This window comes from Methyloversatilis sp. NSM2, assembly GCF_038066675.1.
Classification (GTDB): domain Bacteria; phylum Pseudomonadota; class Gammaproteobacteria; order Burkholderiales; family Rhodocyclaceae; genus Methyloversatilis; species Methyloversatilis discipulorum_A.
This window is the reverse complement of sequence record NZ_JBBUKV010000017.1, coordinates 97,330-118,836: the sequence shown is the minus strand read 5'-3', so window position 1 is coordinate 118,836 and position 21,507 is coordinate 97,330. Positions and strand designations below refer to the sequence as shown.

General features: G+C 67.6%; 17 protein-coding genes. 7 read left to right on the top strand and 10 right to left on the bottom strand.

Going from position 1 to position 21,507, the window contains the following annotated elements:
* The first annotated feature begins 5 nt into the window (after window positions 1-5).
* From WJU27_RS19460 to WJU27_RS19430, 7 genes are all read left to right on the top strand, one after another.
* Window positions 6-956, top strand: a complete 951-nt coding sequence (locus WJU27_RS19460) for a sulfotransferase family protein (protein WP_341423152.1) — start codon at window positions 6-8, stop codon at window positions 954-956.
* The gene (locus tag WJU27_RS19455; RefSeq protein WP_341423151.1) at window positions 953-1,846 is read left to right on the top strand and encodes a glycosyltransferase family 2 protein; all 894 of its coding nucleotides are present in this window, start codon (window positions 953-955) and stop codon (window positions 1,844-1,846) included. Before WJU27_RS19460 ends, WJU27_RS19455 begins: the two co-directional genes overlap by 4 nt.
* A 7-nt stretch (window positions 1,847-1,853) precedes the next feature.
* Complete coding sequence (locus tag WJU27_RS19450) at window positions 1,854-2,705, top strand: glycosyltransferase family 2 protein (protein WP_341423150.1); 852 nt, start codon at window positions 1,854-1,856, stop codon at window positions 2,703-2,705.
* Window positions 2,702-4,327, top strand: coding sequence for an asparagine synthetase B family protein (locus WJU27_RS19445; RefSeq protein ID WP_341423149.1), 1,626 nt, complete (start codon window positions 2,702-2,704; stop codon window positions 4,325-4,327). The genes WJU27_RS19450 and WJU27_RS19445 overlap by 4 nt, the downstream gene beginning before the upstream one ends.
* Before the next feature lie 99 nt (window positions 4,328-4,426).
* On the top strand, window positions 4,427-5,653 hold the full coding sequence (locus WJU27_RS19440; RefSeq protein ID WP_020165878.1) for a glycosyltransferase family 4 protein: 1,227 nt from the start codon (window positions 4,427-4,429) through the stop codon (window positions 5,651-5,653).
* Between the two features lie 55 nt (window positions 5,654-5,708).
* Window positions 5,709-7,577 carry an asparagine synthetase B family protein gene (locus tag WJU27_RS19435; protein WP_341423148.1) on the top strand — a complete coding sequence of 623 codons (1,869 nt, stop codon included), beginning with the start codon at window positions 5,709-5,711 and terminating at the stop codon, window positions 7,575-7,577.
* Entirely contained in the window at window positions 7,558-8,748 is a 1,191-nt protein-coding gene (locus WJU27_RS19430) for a glycosyltransferase family 4 protein (RefSeq protein WP_445928445.1), read from the top strand. The genes WJU27_RS19435 and WJU27_RS19430 overlap by 20 nt, the downstream gene beginning before the upstream one ends.
* Before the next feature lie 14 nt (window positions 8,749-8,762).
* Here the strand turns inward: WJU27_RS19430 and WJU27_RS19425 are convergent, their stop codons facing one another.
* Genes WJU27_RS19425 through WJU27_RS19380 form a run of 10 tightly spaced genes read right to left on the bottom strand, consistent with a single transcriptional unit; the run spans window position 8,763 to window position 21,505 of the window.
* On the bottom strand, window positions 8,763-9,626 hold the full coding sequence (locus tag WJU27_RS19425) for an ATP-grasp fold amidoligase family protein (protein WP_341423146.1): 864 nt from the start codon (window positions 9,624-9,626) through the stop codon (window positions 8,763-8,765).
* Window positions 9,627-9,642: 16 nt separating this feature from the next.
* A complete protein-coding gene (locus WJU27_RS19420) occupies window positions 9,643-10,998 on the bottom strand; it encodes a putative O-glycosylation ligase, exosortase A system-associated (RefSeq protein WP_296813234.1) in 1,356 nt (451 codons plus the stop codon).
* Window positions 10,999-11,013: 15 nt separating this feature from the next.
* Complete coding sequence (locus tag WJU27_RS19415) at window positions 11,014-12,375, bottom strand: phenylacetate--CoA ligase family protein (RefSeq protein ID WP_296813233.1); 1,362 nt, start codon at window positions 12,373-12,375, stop codon at window positions 11,014-11,016.
* On the bottom strand, window positions 12,368-13,198 hold the full coding sequence (locus WJU27_RS19410) for a sulfotransferase domain-containing protein (RefSeq protein ID WP_296813232.1): 831 nt from the start codon (window positions 13,196-13,198) through the stop codon (window positions 12,368-12,370). Before WJU27_RS19410 ends, WJU27_RS19415 begins: the two co-directional genes overlap by 8 nt.
* Window positions 13,191-14,438, bottom strand: a complete 1,248-nt coding sequence (locus tag WJU27_RS19405; RefSeq protein ID WP_341423145.1) for a glycosyltransferase — start codon at window positions 14,436-14,438, stop codon at window positions 13,191-13,193. The genes WJU27_RS19410 and WJU27_RS19405 overlap by 8 nt, the downstream gene beginning before the upstream one ends.
* Window positions 14,435-15,649, bottom strand: a complete 1,215-nt coding sequence (locus tag WJU27_RS19400) for a TIGR04063 family PEP-CTERM/XrtA system glycosyltransferase (protein ID WP_341423144.1) — start codon at window positions 15,647-15,649, stop codon at window positions 14,435-14,437. Before WJU27_RS19400 ends, WJU27_RS19405 begins: the two co-directional genes overlap by 4 nt.
* A 17-nt stretch (window positions 15,650-15,666) precedes the next feature.
* Window positions 15,667-17,580, bottom strand: a complete 1,914-nt coding sequence (locus WJU27_RS19395) for an XrtA/PEP-CTERM system amidotransferase (RefSeq protein ID WP_341423143.1) — start codon at window positions 17,578-17,580, stop codon at window positions 15,667-15,669.
* Between the two features lie 13 nt (window positions 17,581-17,593).
* The gene (locus tag WJU27_RS19390) at window positions 17,594-18,742 is read right to left on the bottom strand and encodes a TIGR03088 family PEP-CTERM/XrtA system glycosyltransferase (RefSeq protein ID WP_341423142.1); all 1,149 of its coding nucleotides are present in this window, start codon (window positions 18,740-18,742) and stop codon (window positions 17,594-17,596) included.
* Complete coding sequence (xrtA, locus tag WJU27_RS19385) at window positions 18,739-20,256, bottom strand: exosortase A (RefSeq protein ID WP_341423141.1); 1,518 nt, start codon at window positions 20,254-20,256, stop codon at window positions 18,739-18,741. The genes WJU27_RS19390 and xrtA overlap by 4 nt, the downstream gene beginning before the upstream one ends.
* Window positions 20,243-21,505: a TIGR03087 family PEP-CTERM/XrtA system glycosyltransferase gene (locus WJU27_RS19380; RefSeq protein ID WP_341423140.1), complete on the bottom strand. Its 1,263-nt coding sequence runs from the start codon at window positions 21,503-21,505 to the stop codon at window positions 20,243-20,245. Before WJU27_RS19380 ends, xrtA begins: the two co-directional genes overlap by 14 nt.
* Window positions 21,506-21,507: the final 2 nt, after the last annotated feature.

Sequence of the window (21,507 nt, the reverse complement as noted above, 5' to 3'; positions counted from 1 at the left end):
CCCCGATGCTGAACAAACTGGCCAAGCTGCGCGATCCCGACATCGTCGCCAAGAACATCGTCGAACTGCAGCGCGACGCGCGCGGCCTGTGGTGGGACCTGACCCGCCCGACGCCGCAGCCGCCGGTCTTCCTGGTCGGCTGTTCGCGTTCCGGCACCACGGTCACCTTCGAAACCATAGGCGCGTCGAAACAGCTGGTGAACCTCGGTTTCGAAATCCCGCAGTTCTGGAACGAGCTGTACGGTCCGCTCAACAACGGCTGGCATTCGGAAGCCGCCGGCGCCGAACACGCGAAGCCCGAACACCGCGACGCCGCGCTGCGCTTCTTCTACCGCCGGCTGGGCGGTGGCCGCGTGCTCGACAAGACCTGCATCAACGTGATGCGCATCGGCTATCTGCACGCGCTGTTCCCGGAAGCGAAGTTCGTGTTCATCCAGCGCGACGGCCGCGACAACATCAGTTCGATGATCGATGGCTGGCGCCTCGGCCGCACCGACGGCGACTTCCATCTGTCGCAGTTCCTCGGCGATTTCCCGGAGCCGGTGGCGATCAATGGCGGCGAGTACACCGACTGGGCCTTCTTCCTCGCGCCCGGCTGGCAGGCCTACAACCACGCGCCGATCGAGGAGGTGTGCGCCTTCCAGTGGATCAGCGCCAACCAGCTCGCGCTCGACGCCGCAGCCGCGCTGCCGGCCGACCGCTGGATACATCTGCGCTACGAGGACCTGTTCGAGCGGCCGGTCGACATGTTCCGCGACGTCTATGCGCGGCTCGACCTCGATTTCACGACGGACATCGAACAGCGCTGCCGCACGCTGGACCAGCGGCCGACCAGCATCGTCAAGGGCAAGCCGGCGAAGGCGAAGTGGAAGCAGCAGAACCCGGAACTGATCGAGCGCATCCTCGACCGCATCGCGCCGATGCAGACCCGCCTCGGCTACGACACCGGCGCATGAGCACGCCGCGCGTCAGCATCGTCATGCCGGCGTACAACTGCGCCTGGTGCATTGACCGCGCGATCGATTCGGTACAGGCGCAGACCTTCACCGATTTCGAACTGATCGTCGTAGACGACGGCAGCACCGACGACACGCCCACCCTGCTCGCCCGCCGCGGCGACGCGCTGCGCGTGATCCGTCAGGACAACGCCGGCATGTCGGCCGCGCGCAACACCGGCATTGCCGCCGCACGCGGCGAATTCATCGCCTTTCTCGACAGCGACGACTGGTGGCGCCCGCACAAGCTCGCGCAGCAGGTTGCACTGCTCGACGCGGAACCCGACATCGGCTTCTGCTCGCACGCTACCGAACTGCAGTCGCCGGAGGGCGTCAAGGTCGGCGAATGGGGCTGTCCGCCGGATGCCGAGAACCTCGTGGCACGCATACTCGGCGGCCACTCGGCGGTGGCCGGCGGCGCGTCGTCGGTAATGGTCAGGCGCGGGCTGCTCGAGCGCACCGGCGGCTTCGACGCCCGTCTGCGCGGCGCCGAGGACACCGATCAGTGGGTGCGCCTCGCCGCCGCCGGCCGCTACGCCTGCCTGCCCGATCTGCAGGTCGTGGTGACGCGCAATCCCGGCAGCGTCAGCCGCAACCGCGAGGCGATGCGCCGCGGCGCCCTCGACTGCCTGGACAAGAACCGCGCGCTGCTGCCTGTGGCGCAGCAGTCCGCCTTCTGGCGCAGCTGCCGTGCCAGCGTGCTGGCCGACTATGCCAAGTGGCGCTACCGCGACGGCGAGCGCGCGGCCGCGCTGCGCGATCTCGCACAGGCCTTCGCACTGGCACCGCTGGCGCGCGGCCGCCTCATCCTGTCGCTGGCGCTGGCCATGCTGACCGGCCGCCCGGTCTGACGCTGCCATGCTGAGCGTCGTCATCCCGGCGCATAACGCGGCCCGCTGGATCGCCGATGCGGTCGCCAGCGTGCAGGCCCAGCCGCTGTCTTCCGCACCCGACATCATCGTCGTCGCCAACCACTGCAGCGACGACACCGCGGACATCGCCCGCGCAGCCGGTGCCCGCGTCATCGACAGCCCGGCGCCCGGACCCGCCGCCGCACGCAATGCCGGCGTAGCCGCGAGCAGCGGCGAGTTCGTCGCCTTCCTCGACGCCGACGACCTGTGGCCGGCCGACAGCCTGCCAGCGCGACTCGCGCTGCTGGAAGCGACGCCCGATGCGGCGATGGTGTTCGGCGACTGCCGCCAGTTCGACGACGCCGGCGACGGCACGACTCGGCCACACGCACGGACGCTGTTCGAGCAGGGCGGTCTGGACACCAATTTCTTTGGCGACGCGGCGCGGGTGATCGATCCGCTCGACAAGCTGCTCGACGCCGACTTCGTCACTACCGGCAGCGTCGTGATGCGACGCCACGCCTTCGAGGCGCTCGGCGGTTTCGACAGCTCGCTCGCGCTGGTCGAGGATCTCGACCTGTGGCTGCGCTGCGCCGCACGTGTCCCGCTGCTGTGGCATCCGGGCCTGGCGCTGCTGCGCCGCCGTCATGACAGCAATCTGTCGCGCGACACCACGGCGATGCAGCATGCCTACATCGACGTGCTTGGACGCCTCGCGCAATGGCCGCAGGCACAGCATCTCAAGGCGCGCATCGATGCGCTGCGCCGGCGCGAACTGCGCTCGCTGGCGCGGCAATCGCTGTCCGCCGGTCACCCGCTGACCGCGCTGCGTCAGTGGCTCCGGGCGGTATCGGCATGAACGCGACAGCGCACGGACGTTTCGATCCGCGCAGCGGCCAACTGACGCTGTCGCCGGAATGGTCCCGGCCGCCAGCGGCAGCGGCGGATCTGCATCTCGCCGGCGAGCTGTTCCGCGGCCAGACGCTGAACGACCCGCTGCGTGACGGCGTCGCTCCGGACGCCGACGGCCGTTACGCGCTGGCGGCCTGCGACCGCGCACAACGCCGCCTGCTGCTGGCGCGCGACCCGGCCGGCTCGGTGTCGCTGTTCTGGCACCGTGACGCGCAGGGCTGCCTGCATTTCGCCACCGGTCTCGACACCCTGCTCGCACAACTACCGACCCGGCCCGGCATGTCGCCGCGCGGGCTCGACGAGTTCCTGCGCTTTCTCGACATCGCTGCGCCGAACACGATTCATGACGGCGTCTATGCGCTCGAAGCGGGTGCGGCGCTGTTGTTCGACAGCGGCGGCGTACGCGCGCTGCCGCATGCGGCAGCGCCGCCTTTGCCGGCCAGCTACGACGCCGCCTGCGACGACATCCACGACCGTCTGCTGGCCGCCATCGCTCGCCGGCTGGACGGCGCGCGCGCGCCGGCCGCCTTCCTCAGCGGCGGCGTCGATTCGGCCCTGCTGTGCGCACTGGCCCGGCACGGCGGTCACGCGATCGAGGCGTGGTCGGTCGGCTTCGACGACGCAACGCTGGACGAATCCGCCACCGCGGCGCGCATCGCCGGCCACCTCGGCCTGCGCCACCACGTGCTGCGCCCCGACCTCGACGCACTGGAAGCCGTGTTCGAGCGGGCGCACGCGCAGGCCGAACAGCCCTACTGCGACCCCGCCGGCATGCCGACGCGGCTGCTGTACGAGGCATGCGCGCAGCAGTCCGACCGCGCGCTCGACGGCACCGGCGCCGAAGCACTGGCCGGACTGATGCCGGCGCGCTGGCGACGCATCGCCCACGATCACGTGGCCCGCGTCCCGGCGCCGCTGCGCCGCGCCATCGCCGGCACCGTGCAGGCACTGCCGCTGATCGACGGCTACGCGCGGATGTTCCGCTTCGACGTGGCGCAGGACCTGTTCATCCGCTGGAACGGCTTCAACACCGCCGACATCGCCCGCCTGACCGGTCGCGCGGCTGATCTGTCCGGTACCCGCTTCTACCGCGAGCACGAGGCGCTGGCCGGCAGTTCGCATCTGCAGCGCCTGTCGGTGCTGCAGGGCGAGGCGCAGCCGGACGACCGCATCCGTCAGGCCGCGCTGGCGACCGGCTTGCGTGTCGAGCACCCGTTCGGCGCCGCCGACGTCAGCCGCCTGCTGCAAGCGATGCCGGAGGCGTGGTGCTGGCAGGCAGGACGCGAAAAACGGCTGTTGCGCGACCTGCTGGCGCGGCACGTGCCCGAGGCGATCTGGGATACACCGAAGCGCGGCTTCAATATCGACCTCGTCGCGCTGCTGCGCGGCCACGACCATCGCATGGTGCGACGCCATCTGGGCGACGCGGGCGCCATCGAACGAACCGGCCTCGATCCGGCAGAAGTGGTCCGCTGGCGCGATCGCTTCATCGCCGGAGACGTAGGCGCCGCCCACCGCGTATGGGGGCTGATCAACCTCGCGGCGTGGCGGGCGCGGCACGACAGCTGACCGGGCGAACACCCTGCAGTGCGGCATCTTCCCTCGTCGCCGGGGCACAGGCTCGGCTACAGTAGGCGCCCATTACGCACCCGACCGCCTCCGGCCCGCATGAGCCTGCACAGCGCATCGAGCACACCGTCCCAGCAGGACCTCACGCCCGCCAGTCTGGCTGCGGCGCGGCCGCTGCGCGTGCTCATGTACTCGACCTATTTCCCGCCCGAGTTCAGCGGCGCGGCGCAGCAGGCGCTGATGCTGGCGCGGCAGTTGCGGAGGATCGGCCATCATGTCGAATTCGTGACGGTACGCTGGCGCGACCTGCCCGAGCACGACACGGTGGATGGCTTCCCGGTCACCCGCCTGTATGCCGGGCGCGGCGTGAAGCATCGCGAACTGCGGCTGTGGGCCAATCTGTGCGCCTATGTATGGCGCCGCCGCCACGAGTTCGACGTGCTGCACAGCCATGGCGCCTATTACACGAACGCCATCGTCGGTCCGCTGGCCCGTGCCGCCGGTCTGAAGTCCATCGTCAAGGCCAGTCTGGCCAACGACGATCTGCACGACATCGGCCGCACGCTGAGCGGTCGGCTGCACCGAGCGCTGCTGCGGCAGGTCGACGCCTGCGTCGCGATCAGCCGCGATCTGGTACGCGAATTCAACGACTGCGGACTGCCGGCCGAGCGCATTCACTATCTGCCGAACGGCGTTGACACCGCACTCTTTCACCCGGCCGACGCCGACGCCCGCACGGCGCTGCGCAGTGAGCTCGGGCTGCCGGCCGACGTGCCGGTGGCGCTGTACGCCGGTGTGATGGACGCGCGCAAGAACATCGAATGGCTGGCCACGCAGTGGGTGCAGCAGGACGCCTTCGGCACCGGCGCGCTGCTGGTCGCCGTCGGCCCGCAGAGCCGTGAGGACCCGAACGGCGAACTGATCGCCCGCCTCAACGCACTCGGCAGGCAGGCGCCACAGCGTTTCATGCTGCGGCCGCGCAGTGCCGACGTCGAGCGCTATCTGCGCGCCGCCGACCTGCTGGTGCTGCCGTCGCATCGCGAAGGCCTGCCCAACGTGGTACTGGAAGCGATGGCCAGCGGCCTGCCCTGCGTCGCGGCCGACGTGAGCGGCACCCGCGATCTGGTGCAGCATGGCCGCACCGGTTACACCTATTCGCCGGATGATCCGCAGGCGCTGGCGCTGGCCGTCTGCAGCGGCCTGTCACCGGCCGGCCGCGCCTTGGGCGAGAACGGCCGGCGCATCGCCGAAGAGCAGTTCTCGCTTAACAGCGTCGCACAGGGATACAGCCGGCTGTATGACCGCCTGGTTGGAGCACAACGATGAAGACGTACCGCGCAAACGGCACCAGCGAGTGCGTCCGCACTGAAAAGGAAGAACGATGAGCAAGATCTGCGGCTGGCTTGACGGCCCGAATCCGCCCAATGCACCGCTCGACGATCGCACCGGGCTGATCGGCAGCATGGCCGAGCGGCTCGGTGGTCTGTCCGATGCCGGCGTGCAGTTCCGTCTCGGCGGCCGCGCCGCGGTGGCGGTGCGCGCCCGTCCCGGCGATACGGAAGTGTGCAAGGACGGCGACCTGCTGCTGGCGCTGGCCGGCAAGCCGTCGTGGGCGGACGCCGAGCTGGCCGCGCGCGCCGCGCACACCGGCATGGCGCAGTCCCTGCTGCAGGCCTGGCGCGAGCGCGGCCCGGCATTGCTCGAATCGCTGCACGGACGCTTCTCGCTCGCGTTGGTCGACGGCGCACGGCACGAAGCACTGCTCGCCATCGATCGCGTCGGCGCGCAGGAGCTGTGCTACGCGCTGCGCGGCAGCACGCTGGTGTTCGGTGCAACGACCGACGCGGTGACCGCGCACCCGGCGGTGCGCCCGGCGATCGATCCGCAGTCGCTGTACGACTACCTCTACTGCCACATGGTGCCGGCGCCGGCCACCATCTACCGCGACGTATTCAAGCTGCTGCCGGCGCAATACGTGCATCTGCGCGACGGCGCTCTGCGCACCGGCTTCTACTGGAGCATGCCCTACGCCGACGACACGCCCGACGACTACGCCCGCTACGCGGCGCAGTTCCGCGAACTGCTCGAAGCGTCGGTGCGCGACGCGACCACCCGCGACAGCGTCGGCGCCTTTCTCAGCGGCGGCACCGACAGTTCGACCGTCGCCGGCATGATGGCCCGTGTTGCCGGTCGAGGCCCAGACACCTATTCCATTGGCTTCGACGCCGACGGCTTCGACGAGATGGAATTTGCGCGCATCGCCGCCGGTCATTTCGGCTGCACCGCCCACGAGTACTACGTCACCCCGGCCGACGTTGCCGAAGCGATCCCGAAGATCGCCGCCATCTACGACGAACCCTTCGGCAACGCTTCGGCGGTGCCGACCTATTTCTGCGCCCGCATGGCGCGCGCCGACGGCCGCACGCTGATGCTGGCCGGCGACGGTGGCGACGAGATCTTCGGCGGCAATGCGCGCTATGCAGATCAGGAAGTGTTCGAGCGCTACGGCCGTATGCCGGCGCCGCTGCGCGCGCTGCTGAATGGCGTGCTCGGCCATCTGCCCGACGCGCTGGCGGTCGGCGTGCTGCGCAAGGGTCGCAACTACGTGCAGCGCGCGAGCATTCCGCTGCCGGACCGGATGGAAGTGTTCAACCACGTCGAACGCGAGGGTGCATCGCGCATCCTGCCCGAGCGGCTGCTGCGCGGCATCGACCCGGATCACCCGCGCGCGATCGCGCGCGAGGTGTACGGCCGCACGCGATCGCAGGCGATGGTCAACCGCATGATGCATCTGGACCTGAAGCAGACGCTGGCCGACAGCGATCTGCGCAAGGTGTCGCGCATGTGCGAACTGGCCGACATCGAGGTGCATTACCCGCTGCTCGACGAGCGGCTGCTGGACTTCTCGGCCATGCTGCCGGCCGACTACAAGGTGCGCAATGGCCAGCTGCGCTGGTTCTTCAAGGACGCACTGAAGGACTTCCTGCCGCAGGCGACGATCACCAAATCCAAGCACGGCTTCGGTCTGCCCTTCGGCCTGTGGATGCAGCAGGACCCGCAGCTCAGCCGCATGGCACACGACGCGCTGGACGCGCTGGCGCAGCGCGGCGTCGTGCAGCCCGCCTTCGTCAAGCATCTGCTGGAGCGCCACCGCAGCGAACACGCCTCCTACTATGGCGTGATGATCTGGGTGCTGATGATGCTCGAACACTGGCTGGCCGCGCATCCGAATGCGCGACTGGACGGGTGAGGCGATGAACACGCCCGACGCACGATTCCTGGTCATCACCGAACTGTTCCAGCCCACCAAGGGCGGGACGGCGGTGTGGTTCGACGAGGTGTACCGCCGCATGGGCGGCGCCGGCACGCACATCCTGACCGCCGACGTGCCGGGTGCGGAAGAGCACGACCGCGCCAGCCCGAACACCATCCATCGTCTCGGGCTCAAGCGCTATCCGTGGCTGAGGCCGGAATCCCTTCCGGTCTATCTGGAGTTCTTCCTGAAGACGCTGAGCGTGGGCTGGCGTCATCCGGTCACCCAGATCCACGCTGGCCGCGTGCTGCCCGAAGGTCTGGTCGCCGTGCGCGCAGGCAGATTGCTGCGTCTGCCGGTCGTCATCTACGCGCACGGCGAGGAAATCACCACCTGGCGCCAGCCGCGTCGGGTCAAGGCGATGCGCGAGGCGTATTGCGGCGCGCAGCTGGTGATCGCCAACAGCGAATTCACCCGCGGTCTTCTGCTCGACATGGGCGTGCAGCCTGAACGTGTGGTCATCATCAATCCGGGTGTGGACACCGAGCGCTTCCGCCCGGGGCTGGATGGCTCGAAGCTGCGCGCCTCGCTCGGCCTGAAGCCGGAAGCCAAACTCATCCTGTCGGTCGGCCGGCTGTCGCGGCGCAAGGGTTTCGACTACGTGATGCAGTCGGTGCCGGAACTGGTGCGCCGCGGGCTGGACGTGCATCACGCGGTGATCGGCAAGGGCGAGGACGCCGAGTATCTTGCCGGCATCCGCGCCGCGTCGGAAATGCCGGAACGCATCCACCTGCTCGGCGGCGTCAGCGCCGACGATCTGCCGCTGTGGTACGCGGCAAGCGACCTGTTCGCGATGCCCAACCGCGACATCGGTGCCGACACCGAAGGTTTCGGCATGGTCTATATCGAGGCGGCGGCCTGCGGCCGGACCTCGCTGACCGGCATGGCCGGCGGCACCGGCTCGGCCGTGCTCGACGGCGAAACCGGCCTGCGCTGCGACGGCAATTCACTGCCCGCGGTGACTGAAGCGCTGTTCACGCTGCTCGACCCGGCAACCGGCTTCGGTGCGGCCTGCGCCGCCCGTGCCGAAACGCGGGCACATCGGGATTTCTCTTGGGCGGCGGTGATGCGGCAGACGGTGGAACACACGCGCGACCTGAAACGCTGATACCGAGCCGCTGATCAGTTCGCCTGTTGCCAGAAGCGCCCGACGGTCAGGTCCCATTCGTCCGGACGGAAGCGCATGCGACCACCCAGCGGCGTGAAGGTCATTTCGCCGAAATAGACCTGTCCGTGCACGTTGTACAGATCGACGCGGACGAAATCGAAACCTTCGGCGAGACGGGCGCCGACTTCGAGCAGCCGGTCGAGATTGGCCGGGCGCGGCATGTCGAAGTCCTTCTGGTTGTCGCGGTAGCGGAAGGGCAGCAATGTCCAGTCGCGATCGTAGAAGGCGTTGATGCCATGCCGGCAGTCGTCGACCTGCACGAGCTGCGGCACGCCGTCGAAACACCACAGCTTGTAATCCAGAGGGCCGTTTTCCTGACCATCGTCGAGATAGGCCTCGATCACGACGCGCGGCTTGATCTTCGCGTAGTGATACTCGTGGTCGATCCAGTAGTAGTCCTTGCCCAGCCACTCCGTCAGCCGCGCGATGATTTCATCGCGGTCGAACGCGCCGTCGATCAGGATGTTGCCGCCGGAGCCATTGTTCGTCTTGATGACGCACTTCGGCGGCAGGCGGTCGAAAGGAATGCGCCGCGGGTCGGTGCCCGACCAGATCAGATCGACCAGATGAGCGTCGCCAACCTTCTCGCGCACATAGTCGCGCACCGCGAACTTGTCGCTGAGGCGTGAATAGAGTGCATTGCCGTGCCTGTTCACGACCAGCATGCGCTGCAGCACCTTTTCGGTGAAGCGCTCGACGCGTGCCGGGTCGAATGGGCGCCCGTGCACCTTCTGATAGCGCTTCATCAGTTGCGCTTCGCCGATCGCGCGTCTGTTCAGACGTCGGCGCAGGGTGCGCCAGGCCTCCATCAGATCCATGCAGGGACTCCCGTTCTCAACCCGGAGCACCGGGCTGGGCCGGTTGCGGTTTCGGCTTCCAGGGCCACAGCCGTGGAATGCGGCCACCGGCGAACAGACCGGCCGGCCGCGCGCGGGCCCAGTCGGCGTCGGGCAGGCCTGCGATGCGCCGGCGGATCAGCCAGGTCGTGGCGACGACGATCACGATGAGGGTGTAGTAGTAATCGAAATAGGCCAGACCGAGGAAGAGGCCGGCGGTCGCGTAGGCGATGAGACTCACCTGGACCATGCGCATCATGTCCGCCACCCAGGCGATGTCGGGCATCTTGCGCGCCCGGCGGGCGCTCCAGCCTGCACTGAGCCAGGTGCACAGCCCCAGGGCAAAGAACAGCCCGAGCCCGATGTAACCGTGTTCGCCCAGCACTTCGAACACGACGCTGTGAACGTCGCGCACGTTCGTCGGATCAGGTGCATACATCGCGAATACCTGTCGCTTCCAGCACTCGAAACCGCCGCCGAAAATGCGGTCGTTCGCCATGTTGAAGCTGGTCCACCAGGCGTTGACCCGCCCCTGTGCAGACTTGTCCTCCTCGTGCGTCTCGATCGTACCCATGCGGTCGTACCAGGACTGAGGCATGAAGTTGGCGATCGCGTAGCCGGTCACGGCCAGCAGGATGGCGGTTTGTATCTTCTTGCGACTGTTCAGCCAGATAAAGACCGTCATCGACGCCATGCCCAGCAGCGCGCCACGCGATTGCGTGCCGATCGCCGCAAAGGCGGTCAGCACCACCCAGGTGGTCAGGAAGGCCTTGAGCAGCGGATTGGCCGCCCGCGAACGCATGAAGTAGAGCAGCGGCACCGTCATCGCCAGCGCCAGACCGATCTCGTTATTGCCGCCGATGAAGGTGCCTTGCGGACCCTGCACGCGGAACACGCCGCCGCGCAGGATGGTGAAGATGCCGCCCTTGAAGCCGTAGAAGCCGATGGACGCTGCCGACACCCAGACCAGCGCCTCGATGCGGTCGAAACTGCGCATCATCATCAGGGCGACGAAAATCATCAGCTGGATCTTCAGCACCTTGTCCAACTGGATCTGCGCGTCGGCCGGGTAGATCGCCTGCGTCGTCGTGATGCACATCCAGATGACGAACATCGCGAGAATGATGCTCTCCCGCGTCCAGATGATCTTCTTGATCTCTTTCGAGAACATCAGCGACACCAGCGTGGTCAGCGCCACGATCATCGCGAACGGAAAGCTCAGCGAAAAACCATAGGCCAGCCGGTGCGGGTTCATCAGGCTGAGCCAAGTGAATACAAGGATGCCTATCCACGGCGAGCGCAGGATGAAGGGCAGCATGCCGAATACGGCAATGGTGACGACGATGTCACGCACGGCGCGTCACCTCGATCATGCAGCCACCTTGCTGACGACGTAGCGGAACTTGCCCGAGCCTTCGGCCGCGATCTGCGCGACGTGCTCGACCACGACCTCGACCGATTCGCCGAGCCGCGCCTTCATGCCGACACGGATGCGTGCATCGCCGTCGGCCGGGAAGCCGGGCTCGGTGACCACCTTGACGCGGGTGAGATCGAGGCTTTCCTGCTCGATGCGGAAGCCGGCCACGCCGGGCATGTCGCGCACGATGTAGATCAAGGCCAGACCGTGCATCACCGTGCCGTCCCGGGCAACGATGAAGTCGGTACTGCGGCCCTGCACTTCCTTCAGTACCGGCAGCGTGCGGCCGCAGGCACAGGGCGCATCGTCTGGCGCCGCCAGTACACCGACGTCGCCGGTGCGGTAGCGCACGAAGGGGAAATCACGGGTGGCCAGATGGGTGACGACAATCTCGCCGGACTCGCCCGGCGGCAGCACCCGACCTTCGCGGTCGACGATTTCTACGATGAGGTCCTCGGCCGTGATGTGCAGCGAGCCGGACGGACACTGGTGGGCGATGAAGCCGGCGTCACGCCCGCCGTAGCCGTTGGCCACCGGCGCGCCGAAACTCTGCTCGATCAGCGTGCGCTGGTGGTCGTACAGCCGCTCCGACGTGACGAACACCACCTTGATGCCGAGATCGTCCATGCGCACACCCTGTCGTTGCGCGTGGCGGGCGATGTGGGCGAACGCCGACGGATAGCCGAACAGCATCCTCGGCCGCAGCGTGCGAATTTCGTCGATGAAGCCATCGACCTTCGCGTCGGACATTTCGAAAGCCGGCAGCAGCCGGGTACGCATCAGGCGATCGCGCAGCAGACGCACGCGGTCCTGCGCGCCCAGTTCGATCGGGCTGCCCCACAGCACGATCTCCGGGTCACCGATATCGACGCCCCACCAGCGGGTGGCCCGCCATTTGGCGGCGACGTCGCGGCTGACGCGTTCGAGACCGATGTAGAAGATGAGCGGCACGCCGCTCGACCCGCCGGTGTTGAAACGCGCCAGACCACGTGCGTCATCGGCCTTCAGCGCATCGGTGTGGGCACGGATCAGCGGCTTGTCGAGGAAGGGCAGGCGCTGCAGATCGGTCAGGCTGGACATCGCAGCAGGATCGAAGCCGATGCGCGCGAACAGGTCGCGGTAGTAGGGAACGTGTGCAGCCGCATGCGTCAGCAGCGCGCGCAGCCGCTGCACGCGCAGCGCTTCCAGCCGCTCGCGCGGCCACCACTGGCTATCCTCCATCGCGCGGCGGTCAGCGACCGTGCTGTGCTTCTTCAGTCTTTCCTGCAGCGGAAAGACGAGGCCAGACACCAGACGGGTGCGCAGATCAGGCATGCGTCCCCCGCACGGCGGCAAAGCGCGCCATCAGTTCGTCGCACAGCTGGGCAACGGCCGGTTCGACCGGCGGCGGCGCCTTCTTGCTGATCGAACTGGCGAACACCTTGCGCGTGATGAAGGGTGTGAACGGCAGGTCGATGAAGCGGAAGGCGGCTTCGCACTCCTCGACCGGACGGGTCACCAGCGATTCGTAGGACAGCAGCTTCACCCGCGGATTGCGGTCCAGCTTCATCTGGAAGAACAGCAGGTTGCGGAAATACCAGATCAGCGCGGCAGCGGTCGCCTCATTCATGTCGGGACGCCACAGCTCGCGCACCAGACGCAGCGTGTCGTCCGACATGCCGCCGGCGAACCACTCGCCATCGGCCTTGCCGCGCACGATGCGGTCGATCTGCTGCGAAAAGCGGCCGAAGGACACCAGCGCCGAATTCACCGCGTCACGGTACTCGCGGACGATCCACAGGGCCTTCGACGGCTGGAACTCGCTCATCAGCGCCGGCAGGCGATCGAGTTCGCACAGGCACTTGATGACGAAGTGCGGCGCGCGCGACTGCTCGACCAGCCGACGGATCACCGGCAGCTCGCGCATCATGTAGTTGTCGAAAGCGCGCGGGTCGCGCTCGTGATAGACGTCGGTCAGCATGCTGCGCTCGATCAGGTCCATCAGCATATTGGTGCCCGAACGCTGCATGCCGGCGACAAACACGTGACGGCGCGCGCCCGCTGCGCGCGGCAGGCGCTGCACGCACCACTTGGACGCGAGCAGGGTCCGGTACTCGATCTGCTCGCGCACGTGCGCCCATTTCGATGCTTCAGCCAACTCGTCTGACTCCTTCGTCGGTGGCGGCGACCGCTCCGCTGCGGTACAGCGCCCTGAACGCGGTGACCAGCGCGGCCACGCGTCCATCCCATTCATTGTCCCGCGCATAGGCCAGGATGGCATCCCGGTCCCAGTCGCGCGCGAGCGCGGCGGACAGCGCGGTCTGCAACGCGGCCGCGTCGCCGAAGGGTACGACGGTACCCAGTTCGTCGCGACAGACGACTTCGCGATTGCCGCCGACATCGGTCGTCACGACCGGCAGCCGGCAGGCCATCGCTTCGAGAAACACATTGGCCCAACCTTCATTGCGCGTCGCCAGTACGAACACATCGGCCGCCGACAGCGGCTGCTTGAGCGCCTCCGGCGGCATCGTGCCGAGAAAGCGCACGCAGTCCTCCAGCCCGAGTTCGCGCACCTGTTGCCTGAGCTGCGGCCCCCAGTCACCTTCGGCGCTGGCGCCACCGATAACCAGCAACTGCAGCTTCGGCACTTCGCGGCGCAGCGCCGGCAGCAGCTCGATCACACGGTGGAAGCCCTTGCGCTCGGTCAGGCCGCCGACGCTGATCAGCACCGTGGCGTCGGCCGGAATGCCCAGCGCGCGCCGCGCCTCGTCGCGGTCGACCGGATGGAACTTGCGCGTATCGACGCCATTGCCCACCACCTGCAGCTTGTCGCGGGCAATGCCCAGACCGACGGCGATGTCAGCCAGCGACGAGGAGACCGAAAACACGCGGTCGGCGCGTTCGAGCGCGGCGTGCAGGCGTTCGCGCAGCCCCGGCGTACGTGCGTGTCGGGTTTCCGTGCCGCGCAGCGTGATCGTGAACGGCACGCGCAGCCAGCGCGCCAGCAGACTGGCCGCATGACCATCGGGATACCCGAAGTGGGCGTCGAGCACATCCAGCTTCCCTTCGCGCCGCAGACGCGCCAGCGTGCCGCGCGCGCCGAGCGCCAGCAGCACGCCGTCGAGATTCTTGAACAGGCCGGGCACCGACAGGAAGCGCGGATGCAGCACCGTGACGCCCTGCTGCACCTCGACCCGCGGCACGTCTGGCCGGAAGTGCGGCCGGATCAGACGCAGCAGCGACTGGAACGGAAACCAGGGCACCGGCGCGACCACGGTCAGCGGCAGCTGTGCGCCTACGCGGAACATGCGCTCACGGATGAACACGCCCGCCTGCGGCTGCGCACTGTTCGGGAACAGCGTCGAGAATACGACGATGTGCGGCCCGTCCTGCGTCATGCAGCGGCACGGCCGGTCAGCCGGCCATAGACGTCGCGATAGCGCGCGACCGAGTTCGTCCAGTTGCGTTCGGTTTCGACATAACGACGGCCCGCCTCACGCAACTGCGGCCAGCGGTCCTGCATGGACAGCAGACGCAGCACGCTGCGCGCCAGATCATCTGCGTCGCCGGCACGGAACAGCATGCCGGTCTCGCCGTCGCGGATCAGCTCCTTGTGACCGCCAACGTCGGACGCCACCAGCAGCAGGCCCTGGGCCATCGCTTCAAGCGGCTTGAGCGGCGTCACCAAATCGGTCAGACGCATCGAATGGCGCGGATAGACCAGCACGTCGACCAGGCTGTAGTAGCGCTGCACCTGGGCGTGCGGCACGCGACCGGTGAATTTCACGTGGTCCTGCAGGCCGAGTTCCTGCGTCATCTTCTTCAGGTTCTCTTCCTGCGGACCACCGCCGGTCAGCAGCAGCGCGACATCCGGTGCCTGCTGAAGGATGGCCGGCAGCGCGCGCAGCAGCAGGTCCAGACCTTCGTAGGCGTAGAAGGAGCCGATGAAGCCGAGCACCCGCTTGCCGGTCAGACCCAGTTCGGCGCGCAGCGCATCGTCGCCGGGCACGCCGAAGGCGAAATTGTCGATGTCCACCGCGTTCGGGATGACGGTGATCTTCGACTCCGGCACGCCACGCGCGACCAGGTCACGCCGCAGGCCCTCGCAGATCGTCGTCACCGCATCGACCGTATGCACGGCGCGCGTTTCCATCGCGCGCGTCGCCCGGTAGCGCAGGCTGCCTTCGGTGGTAGTGCCGTGGTCGACCGCCGCGTCCTCCCAGAAGGCGCGGATTTCATAAACGACCGGAATATCCAGCCGGCGCCCGACCAGCAGCGCCGGAAAGGCATTCAGTACCGGCGAATGCGCGTGGATCACGTCCGGCTTCAGTTCAGTCGCCACCTCGAGCAGACGCTTTTCCAGCGCGCGCATCTGTGCGCGCTCGCGCAACACCGGCACACGGTCGATCGGGCCAGGCGTCCACGGCGTGCGGTGGAAGGTGAGGCCATCGACTTCCTCGACCAGCGGGCCGGGCGCGGTGTGTTTGACGCTGGTGACGTGGTGCGTGTCCCAGCCGAGCTTGCGCTGCTCGCGCAGGATGGCGGCGGTGCGGAAGGTGTAGCCGCTGTGCAGCGGAATCGAGTGATCCAGTACGTGCAGGATGCGCATCGGTATCGGTGTCTCTTTCAGGCGGCGGCACGGATGGCCGACGCTTCCTGGTTGCGCAGGAAGGCGTCGAACATGAGCAGGGTCCACAGCGACGCGCTGTAGTCGCGCAGGCCGGACTGGTGCGCGTCGACCAGGTGTTCGAGATAGGGGCGGTTGAACCAGCCGGTGTCGGCCAGACGGCTGCCGAGCACGGCATCGCGCACGCGCTGTTTCAGCGGGCCACGGAACCAGCGTGCCAGCGGCACCGAAAAGCCCATCTTCGGCCGGTACATGATGTCGTGCGGCAGATGCGGTTCGAGCGATTTCTTCAGCAGGTACTTGCCTTCCTGCCCACGTATCTTCAGCGAGGCCGGCAGCGTAGCCAGCCATTCGACCAGCGGATGGTCCATCAGCGGTTCGCGCACTTCGAGCGAATGCGCCATGCTGGCGCGATCGACCTTGGTGTTGATGTCGCCGACCAGATAGGTGTTCAGATCAAGGTACTGCACCAGCGACAGCGGTTCGTCCGAGGTATGGCGCGCCGCGTGGCGGTGGAACACCTCGACCGCGTTGTAGCCACCGAGCGCCGCCTTCATCCGCGGACTGAACAGCTGGGCGCGCATCGGATCGCGCAGGATGGACACCGAGTGGAAATAGGCTTCCACCGAAGTGCGCGCCAGCGATTCGAAGGTGCTCTTGGCGCGGAACACACGCGGCGCCCAGTCGGCCTTCGGATAGATCTGGCCCAGCGTGCCGAACAGCGGCTTGCGCACGCCCAGCGGCAGGCGCGAACGCAGGCGCTCTTCCATCAGGTGCATGCGATAGCGGCGATAGCCGCCGAAGCTTTCGTCGCCGCCGTCGCCGGACAGCGCCACGGTCACGTGCTTGCGCGCCAGCTGGCACACGCGGTAGGTCGGCAGCGCAGAACTGTCGGCATAGGGCTCGTCATACAGCCAGGCCAGCGTGTCGATCAGGTCGAAGTCGTCGGACGCCACCATTTCGACGCGGTGGTTGGTGCGGTAGCGGTCGGCCACCTGCTGTGCGAACTTCGATTCGTCGAAGGCCGGATCGTCGAAGGCGATCGCACAGGTGTTCACCGGCGTGTCGGAGGACTGCGCCATCATCGCGACCACCGCCGACGAATCGACGCCGCCGGACAGGAAGGCGCCCAGCGGCACTTCGGAAATCATGCGCAGGCTGACCGATTCGCGCAGCCGGCGGATCAGTTCTTCCTCGGCCTGCACCTCGTCGATCTGTTCGACCTGGCCGAAGTCGACGTCCCAGTAGCGGCGCGGCGCCGGCGGCGTCTCGCCGCGGCGGATGCGCAGGCTGTGTGCCGGTTCCAGCTTGAAGGCGTGGCGGTAGATGGTGCGCGGGTCAGCCACGTAGCCGAGCGCGAAATACTCTTCGACCGCCAGCGGATCGAGATCGAGATTCAGGCCGCCGTGCGCGGTCAGCGCCTTCAGCTCGGAGCCGAAGATGAGCTGGCCGTCAGGCAGCAGCGAATAGAACAGCGGCTTCACGCCAAGGCGGTCGCGCGCGAGTAAAAGCACGTCCTGATTGCGATCGAACAGCGCGAACGCGAACATGCCGCGGAAACGCTCGACGCAGGCTTCGCCCCACTGCTCCCAGGCGTGCACGATCACTTCGGTGTCGCTGCGCGTGCGGAAGGTGTGGCCGAGCGCGGTCAGCTCCGGAATCAGCGACTGGAAGTTGTAGATCTCGCCGTTGAACACGACGATGACCGAACCGTCCTCGTTGGCCAGCGGCTGCTGACCGCTCGCCACGTCGATGATGGACAGCCGGCGGTGACCGAGACCGACGCCGGGTTCGAGATGCAGATCGCCCTCGTCCGGACCGCGGTGATGCTGTGCCTCGTTCATCCGGTGCAGCACGTCGCGACCTACATCACGCCGGTTGCGCGTGTCGAAAATGCCAACGAAACCGCACATGCGGGAAATCCTGTCAGGTGGTGGAGCTGCCGGGGCGACCTTGCTTCGCGGACAGCGCAAGATAGGCGTCGCGATACGCGGCAACCATGGCTTCAATGCTAAAGGAGGCCTCGATTTTCTGCCGTGATGCACTTCCGTGCGCATCCCGCAGCGCCGCATCGGATGCGTATTCCTGCACGCAGGCCGACAGCGCCGCGACGTCGCCGGGCACGAACAGCCGACCGTTGATGCCGTCGTCCACCAGTTCCGGCGTGCCGCCGACCGCAGTGGACACGATGGGCAGACCACAGGCCATCGCTTCGAGGATGGTGTTGGAAATGCCTTCGCCCAGCGACGGCAGCACGAACAGGTCGAAGGCCTGCATCAGCTCCGGAATGTCCTTGCGCTCGCCAGTGAGCCAGGCGCGGTCGGCCACTCCGGCTTCGTCCAGCAGCGCCTGGCAGCCGGCGCGCTCGCCGCCGTCGCCGACGATGACCAGGCGCAGGCGCTCGCCACCCGGCTGCCGCGCAGCGTCGATGAAAGCGCGCACCAGGGTCGGGTAGTCCTTCACGCCGACCATGCGGCCGACGCTGCCAATCACGAAGGCGTCACCGCGAAAGGTCTCGGGCAAGACATTCCGTGAGGCATCGACACGCGGCCGGAAGCGCTGCTTGTCCACCCCGTTGTAGATCTGCGTAACGCGCGCTGCATCGACGCCGATGGCTTCGCGCAGCCAGTTCTGCAGATCGCGACTGACCGTCAGATAGCGGTGGACGAAGGGACGCACCAGCCGGCGCAGCCGGTTGTAGCGCGTGTTGCTGCCGTCGAGGTCGAACACGTCGCGTCCGTGCTCGCCGTGGATGCGCACCGGCACGCCGGCCAGCCAGCCGATCAGCACCGCTTCCAGCGCCGACAGATTGCGCGTGTGCAGGATGTCGGGACGCAGCGCACGCAGCATCTTCCACAGTCGCAGGTAGTGCGCCGGGTCCTTGCCCGGTGCCTTCTTCACGTCGTGGAAGGTGACCCTCCCGTCGCGGATGCGCTCGACGAAGTGCGAGTAGCCCTGCAGACAGACCACGTGGTGCTCGAAATCACCTGGCGGAAAGTTGTTGAACAGGTTCACCATCCCGTTCTCCATGCCGCCGGTGCCGAAATGATGCACCACGTGAACGACCCGCTTCACGGCGCAGTCGCCTTGCCCAGGTGCGGTTCGATCACGGCGGCGAATGCGGCCAGCCGCGCGCGCGCCGCCGGATCCTCGCCCTGCTGCGGCGTCCACAGCACCACGGCGTAGCCGCTGTCCTCGCCGTCGAGCAGCAAGGACCGGGCGAACATGAGCTTGGCGCGCACGCTGCTGACGGTGGGCTCACCGCCGACGACAAACCAGTCGTGAATCAGCAGGCGCAGCGCGGTCGATCGCAGGCGCGTCTCGCGCACCGGGTGCGCCGACGTGTCGATCACGCGCTCGCCGACGTTGGACCACGTGTCGTGCTCCTGCCGGATCATGAAGTTGCGCGAATTGATCAGTTCGGCGTCCTGTCGCTGGCGACCGTACCAGGCCAGGTGAACGGCCACGACCTCGTCGCCGCGACGGTACTGCACGGAGCGCTCGCGGTCCGGGTTCTGGAAGGTGGGCCGCCAGTCGGTCAGCGCCGGTCGGGCATCGAGCGCCCAGCCGTCGCCCGGTTCGGCCGGCAGCGCCAGTTGCGGCGACGCTGGCAGTTCGCGCTGCGCCAGTTGCGCCGCGTAGAGCGGCGGCAGCAGCAGCACGAGCGCCGCCGCAGCCGCCGTCAGCGCGGTGCGCAGCATCGATACCGGCCGCAGCGCGACCGAGCCGGCGTCGGGTGCGACATCGTCGGCTTCCTTCTCCTGCCAGAACGAGCCGACCCAGAACAGCAGCAGCATGATGACGCCGAAGAACACCCAGCCGTAGATGATGTGGTCTACACCAGTCGCCAGCTTCATGTCCGAATAGTGCGCGAGCAGCACGATCATCAACGCGCGGAAGCCGTTGGCAATGATGGGCACGACGAAGGACGCGACGATGAAGGCGGCGCGACGCCACAGCGTGCGATAGCTCAGGTAGGCGAACAGCGCGCCGACGGTCAGCGACGCGATCAGGTAACGCAGTCCGCTGCAGGCCTCGATCACCGACCAGCTGCCGGACGGCAGTTCGAAGAAGGTACCTTCGCGATAGACCGGGAAGCCGAGCAGTTGCAGCGACGCGACGGTGAAGTCGGCCGTGTAGTTCATCAGCGGCACCATCAGGCCTTCGCCCATCGGTACGCCGAGGAAAAGGAAGGCCAGCGGGTAGGCGATGACCCAGGCGACACGCCAGCCGAGAACGGCGACGACCAGCGACGGAATGCTGGCGACGAAGGCCAGCTGGCGCACCACCTGCACGCCGGCGACGTCGGCCACCAGCCAGCCAGCCAGCGACGCGGCCAGCGCGGCCAGCCCCCACGCGCTGGGCTGCGGCACGTGTGCCGCCAGCGCCGCCCGCTTGCGCCACACCAGCCAGAGGAAGATGGGCGGCACGATGAGGCCGTGCGCGAAGGTTTCCGATCGCCACCAGATTTCCGCCATCGATACGGCGGTACCCCAGTAGAGCCACAGCAGCAGTGCGAACAGCAGCAGGAATACCGGCCCGGCCGTCCGCCAGGACGCAGCACTGCGTCCGGTATCAGCCGCGGGCATGGAGGACGTCGGGTTGTACATCGGGTGTGCTTCCGTGTTGGGTTGAACGCGCCGGAGCAGGCGCATCGAGCCAGGCATCGAGCGCGGCCAGCGCGCTGTCCCAGCGGTAGACCCGTTCGATCCGGGCACGCGCAGCCTGGCCGATCGCCTGCGCGTAAGCAGGATCGAACAATGCCAGCACGCGCTCGGCGTAGCTGGCCGCGTCGGCGGCGAGGAAATCGCGCCCCGGCTGTGCGTCGAGGCTGGCCGACAGCGTATGCCAGACGACCACCGGCCGCGCCAGCGCCATCGCTTCCAGCACCTTGTTCTGGATGCCGCGCGCGACGCGCAGCGGCGCCACCGCGCAGGCAGCGTGGGCGACCCAGGGGCGCACGTTGTCGACGCGGCCGGTCACCGTGACGAAGCCGGTCTTCTCCAGTTCGCGCACGGCAGGCGCCGGATTCATGCCGACGACGAAGAAATGCGCGGCCGGCTCGACGGCACGGATGCGCGGCATCACCTCGTTGGCGAACCAGCAGGCGGCGTCGATATTGGGCCAGTAATCCATCGCACCGGTAAACACGACCGGCTTCACGCCCGAGGCGTACGGGTTCGCGCCGGCGTTCGCCGGGTTGAAGAAGTCGACATCGACGCCGTTAGGCAGCGCCTCGACGCGCCCCTTCAGCGCGGGCGCCAGCGATTCGAACAGCGCCACCTCGGCTGGCGTAACCAGCAGGCTGCGGTCGGCGGCGGCAACCACGCCCGCCTCGAAATCGAGCAGCGTGCGCGCTTCGCGCCGGTACAGCCAGGACATCGGCCAGCGGTGGCGCGGCGCGTACTCGGACCACTTGGCCGAATCGACATCGACCAGATCGACGATGCGGTGCACCTGCGGATGGCGGTCGAGGTACTGCGCCATGGTCGAGCAGAACACGACGGCCTTGGTGATGCCGTGACGAGCGATGGTGTCATCGACCCAGCGCTGCATCGCTGCCGACCGGTAGTAGACGACGCTGAGCGCTTCGCCGGTCGCCAGCGCGCGCAGCGACAGCAGTTTGCGGCTGCGCGGGGCGATGGTTTCGGTGTGCAGTTGCACGCACATCGCCGCCAGTTCGGGCAGGTGAGGCAGGTCGGCCGGGTCGTCGACGAAGGTGCCGACGTGCAGCGCATGGCGACGCGCCAGATGCTTCAGCAGGTGGAAGGAGCGGATCTTGTCGCCCTTGTTGGGCGGAAAGGGCAGCCGATGGGCGAGGAAGAGCAGCGGCTCCACGC